The following is a 14,381-nucleotide window of genomic DNA, read 5'->3' as shown; positions in this document are numbered from 1 at the left end:
GGGTCTGGGGCGGAGCCCCAGGGGGTCCGGGCAGAGCCCGGGGACACACCCAGCCCCGCCGGCGTTTGAGGCGCGGGTCCGGGCAGCGCCCGGGGAACGGAGGAAGGGCGGGTAGGGGACTCCGCCCCGCAGGGCCGTCCACCCGCACCCGGAGCCGGACCGAACCGGAACGGGAACCGGAACCGGAACCGGAACCCAAGCGGGCCCGGCCCGCCTACCGGATCTCGAGGATCTTCTCCCGCATCGCGTACACCACCGCCTCCATCCTGGAGTGCAACTGCAGCTTCTCCAGAATGTTCCGCACGTGGTTCTTCACCGTGTTCTCGGAGATGAACAACTCCTTCGCGATGTCGCGGTTGTTCATCCCGGTGGCCACCAGCTTCAAGACCTCGAGCTCACGATCAGTCAGCCGCGGCGCCGGCACCAGCCGCCGCTCGTCCGTCCGCTGGATCATCGACTTGAACTCCGTCAGCAGCTTCGACGCCATCGACGGACTGATCTGCGACTGCCCGTCCGCCACCGCCCGGATCGCCGTGGCGACCTCGTCCGTGGAGATCTCCTTCAGCAGGTACCCGGTGGCCCCCGCCTTGATCGCGTCGTAGAGGTCCGCCTCCTCGTCGCTGATCGTCAGCATGATGATCTTCGCGGAGGGTGCCACCTCCTTGATCGAGGTGCACGCCTCGATCCCGCCCCGCCGCGGCATCCGCACGTCCATCAGGATGATGTCCGGCAGCAGGTCGGCCGCCTTGTCAACGGCCTCCGCCCCGTCACCCGCCTCGCCGACGACCTGGATGTCCTCCTCCTGCGCGAGGACGATCTCCAGCCCGCGCCGGAACAGCGCGTGGTCGTCGACCACGAGCACCCGGATCGGCTCTGCCACGCGGTCCTCCTCACGGCAGCCCGCACCGTTGTCGTCTCGCACCGGCCCGAAGCTGTCGGCCATCGTTCCTCCCCCTGCACCACGGTGCTGAGCTGCTGGGTCAATCCGACGAGAGCGGTCGCCGGCTGACTGCCCGACATGATTCCATGCCCGCGTAACCGAACGGGTTCCGACGATTACAGGCCGACCCATACAAGCCAACGTTCCGGAGCCGTCACCACACACGAGTGCCCCCGCGCCCGCCTGGGCGAACGCGGGGGCACCACACTGGCACCGCACGGACCTCCGGAATCAGTCCGGAATCAGTCCGGAATCAGCGGCTCAGCCTCCCAGCGCGCCACCCGCGCCCGCACCGTCGAGCTCACCCGAGCTGGAGGCGGCATCGGAGGCGTTGAGGTGGATCACGCCGTAGTCGTAACCGTGGCGCCGGTAGACGACGCTCGGCATCTTGGTGTCGGAATCGACGAACAGGTAGAAGTCGTGACCGACCAGTTCCATCTCGTACAGGGCCTGGTCGAGCGACATGGGTGAGGCCGAGTGGGTCTTCTCGCGAACGACGAGCGGGCCGTCGCCCTGCACTTCCAGCGATCCGATCCTGGTGGTCGGGACCGCGTCCGTCTTCTCGCCGTTGACCGGCTCGCCGTTGCCGTTGAGAGTGGCGGCGTCCGGGACCACGTCGGCCACCTCGGCCGCCGAGATCCGTCCCGCGCCGCGCCGCGTGTAGCGCTTGTCGTGCTGCTTGCGCAGCCGGGCCTCCAGCTTGTCCTGAGCGAGGTCGAGCGCCGCGTACGCGTCGGCGGCGGAAGCCTCGGCACGAATCACCGGGCCCCGCGAACGCAGGGTGATCTCCACGCGGTCGGAACGGTCGGCCTGGCGCGGGTTGTGCTCCTTGGACACCTCGACGTCCAAGCTGATCACCTTCGCGTCGAGCTTCTGGATCCGCTCGGGATTCAGCTTCTCGGCCACGTGCTTGCGGAACCGGTCGGGCACCTCGGTCTTGCGGCCCTTGACGACGATGTCCACGCAGAACTCCGTTCCCGGATAGCTCCGCCTCAGGGGCGAAGCGTCTCCCTTTCGCACCAGACCCCGGTGAACACCGGAGCCTCGGACTTGGCGACTTCCACCTCCTCCTCCCCCATCGGCAAGATCTACACCCCACCGACTTCGGAGTCGAGGGACAACCTCTGACACGAAGTTTTCGAAACGTGACGACGCTCGAAACGTGCGCTCCGATGCGTGGGGCCCAAGGTTCGCCAATTCCTTACAACCGAACATATCCCTCTATGCCGGTTGTCGGCACCCGCTACCGGAACGTACCTCCGTTCAGGTGGCCGTTCCCTCTTACTACCTGCAACGATGCGCCTTCCCTTCCAGTTCCAAATCTATTCACGAGTTTCTTGCTCTGTTCGAGTTGCACCCGTGCCGGGGGGCGCGAAGGAGTCCGCCGGCGCGGCCACCACGGCGGCCGCCAGAGCCGCCCCCACCGCCCCGCCCGCCGCCCCGCCCGGTGCCCCGATCCCGGCCGCGCGCAGCGCCCGCGCAGCCTCCGCCAGGGTGGATCCGGTGGTGACGAGGTCGTCCACGATGACGATCCGGGCGGCGCCCGCCGTCAGCCGGCCGGCGCCGGGCCGCGCCTCCAGGGCCCCCGCGAGGTTCTCCCGGCGCTGGGCCGCCCCCAGGCCCGCCTGGTCGGCCACCGCCCGCCGCAGCCGCAGTACGGGCACCACGCGCGCGGGCACGCCCTCCCGCCGCAGCCGCGCCGAGGCGGCCAGCGCGATCCTGCGCCCCGGATCGTGCCCGCGCGCCCGCACCCGGTGCCGCGCGGAGGGCACGGGAACCAGGACCACGCCCCCTCCCCCGGCCCCGGAGACCCCGGCACCGGAGACCCCGCCCGCGCGGACCGCGGCCGCCAGGGCGGCGCCGAGGACGGCGGCCAGCGGCAGTGCCCCGCGCTCCTTGTGGGCCAGTACGACGGCCCGTACGGCCTCCCGGTACGCGGTGGCCGCATGGACCGCGGGCAGCCCCGCCGGGCACGGAGACGGCCGTACGGGGCCCGCCCCGGCCCCACTGAGCGCCGACCGGCAGGCTCCGCACAGCACCGCGCGCCCGGTACCGCAGCCGGCGCACCCGGCCGGCAGCACCAGCCCGGCCAGCTCACCGGCGAGCACCCGCCACCACTCCCGCATGACATCCACCCTGCCGGGCCCGGACGGCACTCCACCACCCCTGTGGACAACCACCGGGGACGGCCCGCACGGCCCGTGGGCCCGCCGCCGTCAGCCCGGGTAGACCGGTGCCCGCCCGCCGGCCACCACCGTGCGCCACTGCGCCCCCGGCGGCAGCCAGACGATGCCGTCCTCCAGGGACTCGGCGACCACCGGCTTCTTCTCGTCCTCGCTCGCGGCCACCGCCACCAGCCCGGTCGCCCCGGGCAGCCCGGCCCCGACCATGGAGCCGTCGGCCAGCAGGTAGCGGGCCTGTACGACCATGCCGCTCTCCCGGCCCACCACCAGCAGCCGGCCCCGCGGCGCCCAGCTCATCGCCGCCACGTCCGCCAGCTGCGGAGCGGCCGGGCGCAGCTCGCGCACCGAGACGGCGGAGACGTCGCCCTTCGCGTCGGGCCGCTCGATCCGTCCGTTGTAGAGGTACTTGCGGCTCTCCCGCTGCACCAGCAGCGCGATCCGCACCCCGTCGGGGGAGGCCTTCAGCCCCGTGATCCGCCCGCCGGCCAGCCCGGACACCTCGACCCGTTCGGGGGTCCCGGTGCCGCCGGGCAGCCGCCACAGTGTCGGGTCCTGCGGGTCGGGGTCCGCGACCCACAGGTCTCCCGCCGCGTCCCAGGTCGGGGTGGTGAGCCCGTTGGGCTTGGCCCCCTTGGTCGTCAGCAGGGGCGGCGGCATCGCGCCGGCGGTGGTCAGGTTGACGACGTACAGCCCGTGCCCGTCCTCGGAGACGACCGCGGCACGCTTCTCGTCGTAGGACACGGCGGCGGAGCCCACTTTGAAGGCCGGGTTCCCGGACAGCGGCCCGGGGACCGGTGACGGCGGGTCCTGCTGGTCCTCGCGGTTGGGGTCCAGGTTCAGCCGCTGCAGCCGGTTCTCGGCGTCCACGTAGTACTGGTGGCCGGGCGAGGGCGGCCGGTTCGCGAGCACGGCCGCGGCCGCCTCGGACACCTGGCAGCGGGTGGTGCCGTCGGAGCGCACGACGTCGACCCGGTCGACCCGGGAACCCGTCAGGTCCTTGACCGTGTAGAGGAGTTGGGTCGCCATCCGCTGGCACTGCGCCTCGTCGACGTCGTCCGCGTTCTTGTTCAGCGGCACGCGCAGCGTGTTCTGGCCGTCGATCGAGAGGGACTTGGTGCCTTCGCGCAGTTCCGTACCGGTCGGGAAGCTCGAAGTGACCACCGGACCGAGCCACTTGGAGGGGCCGTCCAGCAGCGAGGTGACGGTCTGGGTGGTGGGGTCCATCCGGGAGTCGGGGTCACTGCGCTGGCGCACGTAGACGGGGTCGGCGACGAGCGTGGCGCCCGCGAAGTAGTACTTGTTGACCGGCCGGTAGATGCGCTGGAAATCGGACTCGCTGAGGACCAGGCTGCTGGGCGGGGTCGCGATCCGCCAGTGCTTGTCCTCCTGCGTGAGCTGGAGGAACTCCTCGTAGCGCCGGTCGCCGGTCTCCGGCTGGTACGCGCTGCGCTCGTCCACCGTGGCCAGCAGCTTGCCCGCGATCTTGAACCGGGGGGCCGCCGGGTCCTTCTCGCCCTGTACGGAGAACCGGTCGAGGCCGGAGGAGAGCACGGTGACCGCCGAGCCGGGGTTCCACTTCTCCGCCGCGTCCTTGGTGAGGTACTTGCGGGCGGTCTGCAGATGCGGATCGTCGCTGGTCATGGCCTCCAGGAAGCCGTCGACGATCTCCTGCGGGCTGGCCTTGTCGTCCGGCGGCACGCCGAAGACGCGGACCTGGGAGTCCACGCCCTGAGAGGCCTCCACGGGACGGATCTCGCCGTGGTCGGGCATGGAGGCGCAGCCGGCGAGCAGCAGCCCGGCCGCGCCGAGGGCGCAGGCCCTGAGGGCGCGCGGCATGCGCCGGCGCGGCTGGCCCGGCTCAGCGCCCATGCGATCCACCCGCCCCGCCCGCTGCACCCGCTCCGCCCGACGCACCCGTTCCACCCGCTCCGCCGGTTCCACCGCTGCCACCCTCTCGGTCGGTTGCTCCCGCCGTCCCGCCGGACCCGGACCGCGCGTTCGCCGCCCCGCCCCCGGAACCGTTCGTCTGCTCCGCCGGCCGGGTCACGACCCGCGCCCCGTTGCCCGGCAGCGCCGTCGGGTCGGCCGGTACGGGCATCGCACCCGCGACCGGGGACCTCGGCGGTATCGGCGACCGGTCGGCCCGCTCCGCCTGCTGCGCCCGCTGCCCGGCCGCCGTGGAGTCCCCCGCGGCGTCGGCCACGGCCCGGGCCCGGTTGGCCCGGGAGTCCTCGGGCTCCAGCGGGATCGGCGATCCGCGCAGCGGCTCGTCGGCGGTGCGCGGCAGCGTCAGGCGGAACTGCGAGCCGCCGCCGGGCTCGCCCCACGCCTGGAGCCAGCCCCCGTGGAGCCGGGCGTCCTCGACGGCGATGGACAGGCCGAGGCCGGTACCGCCGGTGGTGCGCGCCCGCGCCGGGTCGGCGCGCCAGAAGCGGTTGAAGACGCGGGTGGCCTCGCCGGGCTTGAGCCCGACCCCGTAGTCCCGTACGGCCACGGCGACGGCCCCGCCCGCCGAGGCGAGCCGGACGACCACGTCGCGGCCCTCGCCGTGCTCGACGGCGTTGACGACCAGGTTGCGCAGGACCCGCTCCACGCGCCGGGCGTCCGCCTCGGCTATCACCGGCTGGGTGTCCCCGAGGACGCGGATCCGGGTGTTCTTGTGATCGGCGAGCGGCTGCGCCCCGTCGATGACCCGGCGTACGACGTCCCGCAGGTCGATCGGCTCCGCCTCCAGGGCGGCGGCGCCCGCGTCGAACCGGCTGATCTCCAGCAGGTCCGCGAGGAGGGATTCGAAGCGGTCGAGCTGTCCGGCGAGGAGTTCGGCGGAACGCGCGGTGACCGGGTCGAAGTCGGCGCGGGCGTCGTGGATGACGTCCGCGGCCATGCGCACGGTGGTGAGCGGGGTGCGCAGCTCGTGGGAGACGTCCGAGACGAAGCGGCGCTGCAGCCGGGAGAGGTCCTCCAGCTGCTGGATCTTGTTCTGGAGGGTCTGGGCCATCTTGTTGAACGCCTCGCCCAGACGGGCGATGTCGTCCTCGCCGGTGACCTTCATCCGCTCCTGGAGCCGCCCGGCCGAGAGCCGCTCGGCGATCCCCGCGGCCATCCGGACGGGGGTGACGACCTGGCGCACGACCAGCCAGGCGATCCCGCCGAGGAGGACCACGACGAAGAGTCCGGCGGTGGCGATGGTGACCTTGACCAGGTTGAGGGACTCCTCCTCCTGGGTGAGCGGGAAGAGGTAGTACAGGTCGTACGGGTCGCCGTTGATGTCGGTGAGCCGCTTGCCGATGACCAGCGCGGGCTCGGGCACCTTGTCCCCGGCGTCGGTGTAGCGGATCTGCGAGAAGGTCTTGAAGGCGCCGGTCGCGTGGTTGACGTTGCGCCGCAGCCCCAGCGGGACGCTGGCGGTCGGGTCCACGTTGCCGGAGGCACGGGCTCCGCGGACACCGAGGGCGCCCCGGCCGGCCTGCTGTTCGTCGCCGGTTCCGGTCCCGGCGCCCAGCGCCGCCACCTCGAAGGCGCTCTGCCCGCCGCTGGCGAGCTGCTTGACCAGGGAGTTCATCCAGGTGCTGGCGTCCCGGCCGACCTTGTTGTCGGAGGCGTCGGGCCCGTCCGCCGTGTAGGGCGTGTTGGCCTTCTCCTGTGCGACCGCGAAGCCGCCCGCGGCCTGGCTCTGCGCGGCCTCCTCCTTGGCGTCGAGGAGGCCCTTGCTGACCTGCGCGATGACCACGAACCCGAGGGCGAGGACCACGGCGAGGGAGATCAGCAGGGTCGCGGCGACCACCCGGAGCTGGATGTTGCGCCGCCACAGCCGGACAGCCGGAAGCAGCGGCCGGCGTACGAGGCGTACGAACAGCCGCAGCACGGGGCCGCCGGCGACTCCGTCACGGAGCAGCCGGCCGCCCCGCAGCGCTCCCCATCGGGAGCGGCCACGGGGCTTGCCGGGTGTCATGTCAGCTCGGTCCGGCCTTGTAGCCGACCCCGCGCACGGTCACGACGATCTCGGGGCGCTCCGGGTCCTTCTCGACCTTGGAGCGCAGTCGCTGGACGTGCACGTTGACCAGGCGGGTGTCGGCCGCGTGGCGGTAGCCCCAGACCTGTTCCAGCAGGACCTCGCGGGTGAAGACCTGCCAGGGCTTGCGGGCGAGCGCGACCAGCAGGTCGAACTCCAGGGGGGTCAGGGCGATCGAGGCGCCCTCCCGCTTGACCGAGTGCCCGGCCACGTCGATGACCAGGTCACCGATGGTCAGCTGCTCGGGCGCGGGCTCCTCCGAACGGCGCAGACGGGCCCGGATGCGGGCCACCAGCTCCTTCGGCTTGAACGGCTTGACGATGTAGTCGTCGGCCCCGGACTCCAGGCCCACGACCACGTCCACGGTGTCGCTCTTGGCGGTGAGCATGACGATCGGTACGCCCGACTCGGCGCGGATCAGCCTGCACACCTCTATGCCGTCCCTACCGGGCAGCATGAGGTCGAGCAGCACGAGATCCGGCTTCGCCTCCCGGAAGGCAGCCAGTGCCTTGTCGCCGTCCGCTACGAACGACGGCTCAAAACCTTCTCCACGCAGCACAATGCCGAGCATCTCGGCCAGCGCGGTGTCGTCGTCGACGACAAGGACGCGTCCCTTCATGGTTGACATCATCCCATTAGCTAATCGTTACCCGGCGGTGAGCTGTCCCACAGCCAAAGGGGCTGGAAATAGTCCCTCGGACCTGCGTGGAGATCAGGGCGCCCAGTGTGCCCCGGATCCGGCCGGCACACGAAGGCGCGAACGTTCCGGTCTCCAAGAGACCCCTGGTCCGTTCGGGACGGCTGGTCCGTTCGAGGTTGTCACATGGCACGATGGCAGCCGGACCAAGCGCCCGCACCCCGCAGTGCACGTGAAGGAGCGACGATGAACGACTCTCCGGGCTGGGCTACGCCCGGATCCTCCCCGTCCGACGGTGAGGGCTCCCACGGTACGCAGCCGCCCGCGGGCGGACCGGCCGGATCCGGCGACTCCAAGTGGTCCGCCGAGCAGCCGCCCCCCGGCCAGTGGTCGAGCCCGACACCGGGCCAGGCATCGGGCCAGACACCGGGCCAGACCCCGCCCAGCCCGCAGCAGCAGCCGCCCGCGGCTCCGCAGCCGGGCACCGGCTGGGGTTCGTACGGCAACGGCCAGCCCGGCCCCGGCGGCTGGGGCACCCAGTCCCAGTCCGTGAAGCCCGGCGTGATCCCGCTGCGCCCGCTCGGCATCGGCGAGATCCTCGACGGGGCCGTCACCACCATGCGCAAGCACTGGCGCGCGGTACTGCCGATCACCCTGGCCGTGGCCGTCCTCGTCCAGCTGGCGACCGTGCTCCTGCAGAAGTACGCGTTCGGTGACGTCGTACTGGACCAGTCGAGCGACGCGCCCCTGGACGAGCAGATCAACGCCGTCGGCTCCTTCGTGGGCCTGTCCGCGGCGGACGGGTTCCTCCAGCTCGTCGCATCCATCGTGGCCACCGCGATGCTCACCATGATCTTCAGCCGCGCGGTGCTCGGCCACGGCTCCTCCATCGGCGCCGCCTGGCGCGAGGCCCGCCCCCAGCTGGCCCGGCTCTTCGGCCTGACCCTCCTGCTGGGCCTCGGCGCGGCCCTCCTCTTCGCCGTACTGGTCCTGCCCGGCGCCCTCGCCGGACAGCCCGGCCTCGCCGTCGTCGGCGGTCTCGTCGCCTTCGGCCTGATCCTGTGGCTCTGGATCCGGTTCACCCTCGCCTCGCCCGCCCTGATGCTGGAGAAGGCGACGATCCGCACGGCCCTCGTCCGCTCCTCGAAGCTGGTCAAGGGCTCCTGGTGGCGGATCTTCGGCATCACCGTGCTCACGGGCATCATCACGACCTTCGTCGCGGGCCTCATCGTCCTCCCGCTCACCATGGTGGGCGGCCTGGTGTTCGGCGGCGGCCTCGAAGGCATGGCCGAGGGCACCGGAGCCACGAGCTGGGGCTACCTGATCATGACGGCCATCGGCGGGGTCATCGCCCTGACGATCACCATGCCGATCCAGGCCGGTGTCACCGTCCTCCTCTACGTCGACCAGCGCATCCGCCGCGAGGCCCTGGACCTGGAGCTGGCCCGGGCGGCCGGCATCGAGAACTACGGCACGGCCACGCCGCCGACCGGAGGCTGACGCGGGCATGAGGAGCACGGGGGGCCTGCTCACCCAGACACCACCACCCACCCCACACATCACCATCGGCCGCGAGGCCGCCCGCGAGGCGGCCCGCGACGAGCTGTCCAAGCCCGCGTACCACCAGAACGACCCGGGGCTGATCCAGCGGGCCCTGAACCGCCTCTGGGACTGGGTGGGGGACCTCTTCGACCGCGCCTCCGGCGCGACCCCGGGCGGAGCCCTCGGCCTCCTCGCCATCGCCGCGTTCGCCCTCCTCGTCACCGCCGCCCTGTGGTGGCGCCTGGGCGCCCCCGGCCGTACGGCCACCCGCGCCGCGGGCACCCTCTTCGACGACGGCGTCCGCAGCGCGGCGGACCACCGCACCGCCGCCGAGGCACTGGCCGGCGAGGGCCGCTGGAACGAAGCCGTCCAGGAGCGCATGCGCGCCGTGGTCCGCTCCCTGGAGGAACGCACCCTCCTCGACCCCCGCCCGGGCCGCACCGCGGACGAGGCAGCAGCCGAAGCCGCCGCCTCCCTCCCGACCCACGCCCAGGCCCTCCACAGAGCAGCCCGCACCTTCGACGACATCACCTACGGCGCCCACCCGGCCACCCCCGAGATGTACGCCACCCTCACCACCCTGGACCAGGCCCTGTCCCACACCAAGCCCCTCCTGACAGGCCCCACCCCATGACCGACACCCCGACCCCGAACACCCCGAACACGGGCACAGACGCGGACACGGGCACGGGCGCAGCCGCCCCGGACACCAGCGCGGCCCCAGCCGCAGCCCCCGGCACCGGCGCGGGCACAGGCGCCCCGGGCACCAGTGCGGCCCCAGCCACAGCCTCCGGCACCGGCCACCCGGCCCCAGCCGCCCCCCCGGCCACGGGCGCCCCCGGCGCGGGCGCGCCCCCGGCCCGCCGGGACGGCGGCGCGGCCACCGGTTCCCCGGTACACGCGGCAGCGAGCCGCACACCCCGGCCCGCCCCGGCAGAGGCGGCGTCCGCCGGAGCCCTCGCCACGGCGTCCGGTGGGCCCGCCACCCTGCCCCGTACCACCGCCGGAGGCGCATCGCCGCGGGACGTCTGGACCCGCGCCCGCGGGTTCATCGTCGCGTTCGTGGTGCTCCTCGCCGCCGGGCTGGGCCTCGCCGCGCTGAACTCCGGCGCCCGGCACGGCTACCTCGACCCCCGCTCCGCCGACCCCTTCGGCAGTCGGGCCGTGGCCGAGCTGCTCAAGGAGCGCGGGGTCGCCACCCGGGTCGTCACCACCGCCGAGGAGGCCGCCGACGCCGCCGGCCCGGACACGACCCTGCTGGTCACCGACCCCGACCGGCTCGGCGAGACCCAGCTCCGCTCCATCCGTTCCGCGATCGACCTCTCCGGCGGCCGGACGGTCCTGCTCGCCCCGAGCACCCTGAGCCTCCCCGCCCTGGCCCCCGGCACCCGTACCAACGGCGACGGCGACGGCGACTCCCCGGACGCGAACCTCGACCCGGGCAGCGCCTGCACCCTCCCCGCCGCCACCACCGCGGGCCGCGCCGCCACCGGCGGCGGACACCGCTACACGACCACCACCGGAGCCGCCGGCTGCTACCCCAGCGCCGGCCACCCCACCCTCCTCGTCCTGCCCACCGGCATCCCCGGCGGCGACACCGTCCTCCTCGGCTCCGAGGACGTCTTCCTCAACAAGAACCTCGCCGCGGAGGGCAACGCCTCCCTCGCGCTCCAACTCCTCGGCTCCCGCCCGAACCTCGTCTGGTACCTGCCGTCCCTCGCCGACGGCAACCCCGACGCCGCGGGCACCGGCGAGGAGCAGGACTTCTTCGACCTGATCCCGGCCGGCTGGAGCTGGGCCCTGCTCCAGCTCTTCCTCGCCGCCGCCGTCGCCGCCCTCTGGCGCGCCCGCCGGCTCGGCCCGCTCGTCACCGAACGCCTGCCCGTCCTCGTCCGCGCCTCCGAAGCGACCGAGGGCCGCGCCCGCCTGTACCGCAAGGCCGACGCCCGCGACCGCGCGGCCACCGTGCTGCGCGCCGCCGCCCGCGAACGCCTCGCCGCGCTGGTCGGCGTACCGCCCTCCACGGCCCACGACCCCGCCGCCCTGGTCCCCGCCGTCGCGGCCCGCCTCACCGCCGGACGGCCCCCGCACGACCCTGCCGCCCTGCTCTTCGGCGCGGCCCCCACCACCGACGCGGCGCTCATCGCGCTCGCCGACCACCTCGACGCCCTCGAAAGGGAGGTCCGCACCTCATGACGGCCACCACGGACAGCGCCCGCTCCGCCCTGGAGGCGCTCCGCACCGAGATCGGCAAGGCCGTGGTCGGCCAGGACTCCGCCGTCACCGGTCTCGTCGTAGCCCTCCTCTGCCGCGGCCACGTCCTCCTCGAAGGCGTCCCCGGCGTCGCGAAGACCCTCCTCGTGCGGGCACTCGCCGCCTCCCTCGAACTCGACACCAAGCGCGTCCAGTTCACCCCCGACCTGATGCCGAGCGACGTCACCGGCTCACTCGTCTACGACGCCCGCACCGCGGAGTTCTCGTTCCAGAACGGCCCGGTCTTCACCAACCTGCTCCTCGCCGACGAGATCAACCGCACACCCCCCAAGACCCAGTCCTCCCTCCTCGAAGCGATGGAGGAGCGCCAGGTCACCGTCGACGGCACCCCCCGCAAGCTCCCGGAGCCGTTCCTCGTCGCCGCCACCATGAACCCGGTCGAGTACGAGGGCACGTACCCCCTGCCCGAGGCCCAGCTCGACCGTTTCCTCCTGAAGCTCACCGTCCCCCTCCCCTCCCGCGAGGACGAGATCGGCGTACTGACCCGCCACGCGGCCGGCTTCAACCCCCGCGACCTGCACTCCGCCGGTATCCGCCCGGTCGCCGGCCCCGCCGAGCTGGACGCCGCCCGCAAGGCCGTCGAGGCCACCAGCGTCTCCCCGGAGATCACCGCGTACGTCGTGGACATCTGCCGCGCCACCCGCGAATCCCCCTCCCTCACCCTCGGCGTCTCCCCGCGCGGCGCGACCGCACTGCTGGCCACCGCCCGCGCCTGGGCCTGGCTCGTGGGCCGTGACTACGTCACCCCCGACGACGTGAAGGCTCTGGCCCTGCCGACCCTGCGCCACCGCGTCCAACTGCGCCCCGAGGCCGAGATGGAGGGCGTCACGGCCGACGCGGTCATCACCGCGATCCTCACCCACGTCCCCGTCCCGCGCTGATGGCGTTCACCGGACGCGCCGCCCTGCTCGCGGCCCTCGGCAGCATCCCCGTCGGCCTCCTCGGCCCGAGCTGGACGGGGATGCTGGCGGTCAACGGCCCCATCGCCCTGGCCTGCGCGATCGACTACGCCCTCGCAGCCCCGGTCCGCCCGCTCCAACTGGCTCGCTCCGGCGACACCTCCGTCCGCCTCGGCGAGACCGCCGACGTCCACCTCGCGATCACGAACCCCTCCCCCCGTACGCTCCGCGCCCGGATCCGCGACGCCTGGCCCCCGAGCAGCTGGGTCCCCGGCAGCGAAGTCGCGGGCTCCCGCCACACCCTGACGGTTCCTCCGGGCGAACGCCGCCGCCTCACCACCCGCCTGCGGCCCACCCGCCGCGGCGACCGCCAGGCGGCCCGCGTCACGATCCGCTCGTACGGCCCGCTGGGCCTGCTGGCCCGCCAGGGCCACCACACCGTCCCCTGGACGGTCCGCGTCCTCCCCCCGTTCACCAGCCGCAAACACCTCCCCTCCCGCCTCGCCCGCCTGCGCGAACTCGACGGCCGCACCAGCGTCCTGACCCGCGGTGAGGGAACGGAGTTCGACAGCCTGCGCGACTACGTACCGGGCGACGACACCCGTTCCATCGACTGGCGGGCCACCGCCCGCCAGAACAAGGTCGCCGTCCGCACCTGGCGCCCGGAACGCGACCGCCACATCCTGATCTGCCTCGACACCGGCCGCACCGCGGCCGGCCGCGTCGGCGACGCCCCGCGCCTGGACTCGGCGATGGACGCGGCCCTGCTCCTCACCGCCCTGGCCACCCGCGCGGGCGACCGCGTGGACCTCCTGGCCCACGACCGCCGCCCCCGCGCCCTGGTCCAGGCCCGCTCGGCGGCCGACACGCTCCCCGCCTTCGTGAACGCGATGGCCACCCTCGAACCGGAACTGGTCGAGACGGACTCCCGCACCCTGGTCTCCACCATCCTGCGCAGCGCCCCGCGCCGCTCCCTGGTGGTCCTCCTGACCAGCCTGGACGCGGCCCCCGTCGAAGAGGGCCTGCTCCCGCTCCTCCCCCGCCTCACCCAGCGCCACACGGTCCTCCTGGCCTCGGTCGCCGACCCCCACGTCGCGGAGATGGCCGCGTCCCGCGGCACCCTGGAAGCCGTCTACGAAGCCGCCGCGGGCACCCAGTCCCAGTCGGCCCGCCGCCGCACGGCCGAACAGCTCACCCGCCACGGCGTCCACGTGGTCGACGCCACCCCGGACACCCTGGCCCCCGCCCTGGCCGACGCCTACCTCGCCCTCAAGGCGGCCGGTCGCCTCTAGAGGATTGCCCGACTGGATACGCTGGCCGGGCACCCACCAGGAGGACACCGTGGCCGACCTCACCCCGGAGCAGATGCGCCGCACGCACGATTTCGCGGAGCAACTCTCGGAGCTGGCCGAGCACCAGGAAGACCAGTGGAAGGTGCAGACGACCGACGGTCAGATCTCCCTCACGATGATGAGCCCCACAGCTCCCCACGGGCTGAACGTGGTCGTCTCAGGCACGAACTCCCTCACCGACATCCGCGACAAGCTCCACGACTACCCGAAGATGGGCGTCCCGCTCTACGTCGTTGTGGACCCCCGCAAGGACGAGAAGACCGCCACGGTGCACAGCGACCCCTCGGAAGGACCCGACGGCATCCACTACCGAAGGAAGGTCCCGTACTCCTTCGGGGACACCGTCATCGCCGGCCGCTGGACGCTCGACACGAGCGGCCTCAACAGCTACCCCGCCGACTGGTAAGTCCCGGCCGAGCCCACTTGGACCGGCGCCAAAAGGCCTGGAAACGCAGAAAAGCCCCGTACCGGTTTCCCGGTACGGGGCTTTCTACAATGATTGTTCGGCGGCGTCCTACTCTCCCACAGGGTCCCCCCTGCAG

Annotated in this window: 12 protein-coding genes; 6 read left to right on the top strand and 6 right to left on the bottom strand. The window is 73.1% G+C overall.

The annotated features are described in order from the left end of the window. Nucleotides 1–214: 214 nt before the first annotated feature. The 6 genes from ACFWNV_RS35880 to mtrA form a co-directional block, all read right to left on the bottom strand. Entirely contained in the window at nt 215–943 is a 729-nt protein-coding gene (locus ACFWNV_RS35880) for a response regulator (RefSeq protein WP_383955251.1), read from the bottom strand. 258 nt (nt 944–1,201) lie between these two features. Then, nucleotides 1,202–1,903 carry a ribosome hibernation-promoting factor, HPF/YfiA family gene (gene hpf / locus ACFWNV_RS35875; RefSeq protein ID WP_383955248.1) on the bottom strand — a complete coding sequence of 234 codons (702 nt, stop codon included), beginning with the start codon at nt 1,901–1,903 and terminating at the stop codon, nt 1,202–1,204. 359 nt (nt 1,904–2,262) lie between these two features. Then, on the bottom strand, nt 2,263–3,066 hold the full coding sequence (locus tag ACFWNV_RS35870; protein ID WP_383955245.1) for a ComF family protein: 804 nt from the start codon (nt 3,064–3,066) through the stop codon (nt 2,263–2,265). Nucleotides 3,067–3,156: 90 nt separating this feature from the next. Further along, nucleotides 3,157–4,992: an LpqB family beta-propeller domain-containing protein gene (locus ACFWNV_RS35865; protein WP_383955242.1), complete on the bottom strand. Its 1,836-nt coding sequence runs from the start codon at nt 4,990–4,992 to the stop codon at nt 3,157–3,159. Beyond that, complete coding sequence (mtrB, locus tag ACFWNV_RS35860) at nt 4,982–7,075, bottom strand: MtrAB system histidine kinase MtrB (protein ID WP_383955239.1); 2,094 nt, start codon at nt 7,073–7,075, stop codon at nt 4,982–4,984. The genes ACFWNV_RS35865 and mtrB overlap by 11 nt, the downstream gene beginning before the upstream one ends. A 1-nt stretch (nt 7,076) precedes the next feature. Next, nucleotides 7,077–7,766: a two-component system response regulator MtrA gene (mtrA, locus tag ACFWNV_RS35855; RefSeq protein WP_274552971.1), complete on the bottom strand. Its 690-nt coding sequence runs from the start codon at nt 7,764–7,766 to the stop codon at nt 7,077–7,079. 252 nt (nt 7,767–8,018) lie between these two features. Between mtrA and ACFWNV_RS35850 the strand changes: the two genes are divergently transcribed. The 6 genes from ACFWNV_RS35850 to ACFWNV_RS35825 all read left to right on the top strand — a co-directional run bounded on the left by ACFWNV_RS35850 (nt 8,019) and on the right by ACFWNV_RS35825 (nt 14,245). Next, entirely contained in the window at nt 8,019–9,272 is a 1,254-nt protein-coding gene (locus tag ACFWNV_RS35850) for a hypothetical protein (RefSeq protein WP_383955235.1), read from the top strand. 7 nt (nt 9,273–9,279) lie between these two features. After that, a complete protein-coding gene (locus ACFWNV_RS35845) occupies nt 9,280–9,948 on the top strand; it encodes a DUF4129 domain-containing protein (protein WP_383955232.1) in 669 nt (222 codons plus the stop codon). A gap of 353 nt (nt 9,949–10,301) precedes the next feature. Next, on the top strand, nt 10,302–11,510 hold the full coding sequence (locus ACFWNV_RS35840; RefSeq protein ID WP_383955254.1) for a DUF4350 domain-containing protein: 1,209 nt from the start codon (nt 10,302–10,304) through the stop codon (nt 11,508–11,510). Beyond that, nucleotides 11,507–12,469 (top strand): MoxR family ATPase, encoded by a 963-nt coding sequence (locus ACFWNV_RS35835; protein ID WP_243337432.1) that lies wholly within the window; start codon nt 11,507–11,509, stop codon nt 12,467–12,469. The genes ACFWNV_RS35840 and ACFWNV_RS35835 overlap by 4 nt, the downstream gene beginning before the upstream one ends. Next, nucleotides 12,469–13,779 carry a DUF58 domain-containing protein gene (locus ACFWNV_RS35830; protein WP_383955229.1) on the top strand — a complete coding sequence of 437 codons (1,311 nt, stop codon included), beginning with the start codon at nt 12,469–12,471 and terminating at the stop codon, nt 13,777–13,779. The genes ACFWNV_RS35835 and ACFWNV_RS35830 overlap by 1 nt, the downstream gene beginning before the upstream one ends. Before the next feature lie 49 nt (nt 13,780–13,828). Further along, on the top strand, nt 13,829–14,245 hold the full coding sequence (locus ACFWNV_RS35825) for a hypothetical protein (protein WP_383955226.1): 417 nt from the start codon (nt 13,829–13,831) through the stop codon (nt 14,243–14,245). The last annotated feature ends 136 nt before the right edge of the window (nt 14,246–14,381 follow it).

The sequence above is a fragment of the Streptomyces sp. NPDC058401 genome (genome assembly GCF_042722885.1).
GTDB lineage: Bacteria > Actinomycetota > Actinomycetes > Streptomycetales > Streptomycetaceae > Streptomyces.
This window is presented reverse-complemented; position numbering and strand designations above follow the sequence as displayed.

What these genes read in the sequence shown, in the direction of transcription:
- ACFWNV_RS35880 (WP_383955251.1), bottom strand. Translation starts at nt 943, where the DNA reads ATGGCCGACAGCTTCGGGCCGGTGCGAGACGACAACGGTGCGGGCTGC.
- ACFWNV_RS35845 (WP_383955232.1), top strand. Translation starts at nt 9,280, where the DNA reads ATGAGGAGCACGGGGGGCCTGCTCACCCAGACACCACCACCCACCCCA.
- mtrB (WP_383955239.1), bottom strand. Translation starts at nt 7,075, where the DNA reads ATGACACCCGGCAAGCCCCGTGGCCGCTCCCGATGGGGAGCGCTGCGG.
- ACFWNV_RS35830 (WP_383955229.1), top strand. Translation starts at nt 12,469, where the DNA reads ATGGCGTTCACCGGACGCGCCGCCCTGCTCGCGGCCCTCGGCAGCATC.
- ACFWNV_RS35835 (WP_243337432.1), top strand. Translation starts at nt 11,507, where the DNA reads ATGACGGCCACCACGGACAGCGCCCGCTCCGCCCTGGAGGCGCTCCGC.
- ACFWNV_RS35865 (WP_383955242.1), bottom strand. Translation starts at nt 4,992, where the DNA reads ATGGGCGCTGAGCCGGGCCAGCCGCGCCGGCGCATGCCGCGCGCCCTC.
- ACFWNV_RS35850 (WP_383955235.1), top strand. Translation starts at nt 8,019, where the DNA reads ATGAACGACTCTCCGGGCTGGGCTACGCCCGGATCCTCCCCGTCCGAC.
- mtrA (WP_274552971.1), bottom strand. Translation starts at nt 7,766, where the DNA reads ATGATGTCAACCATGAAGGGACGCGTCCTTGTCGTCGACGACGACACC.
- ACFWNV_RS35870 (WP_383955245.1), bottom strand. Translation starts at nt 3,066, where the DNA reads ATGCGGGAGTGGTGGCGGGTGCTCGCCGGTGAGCTGGCCGGGCTGGTG.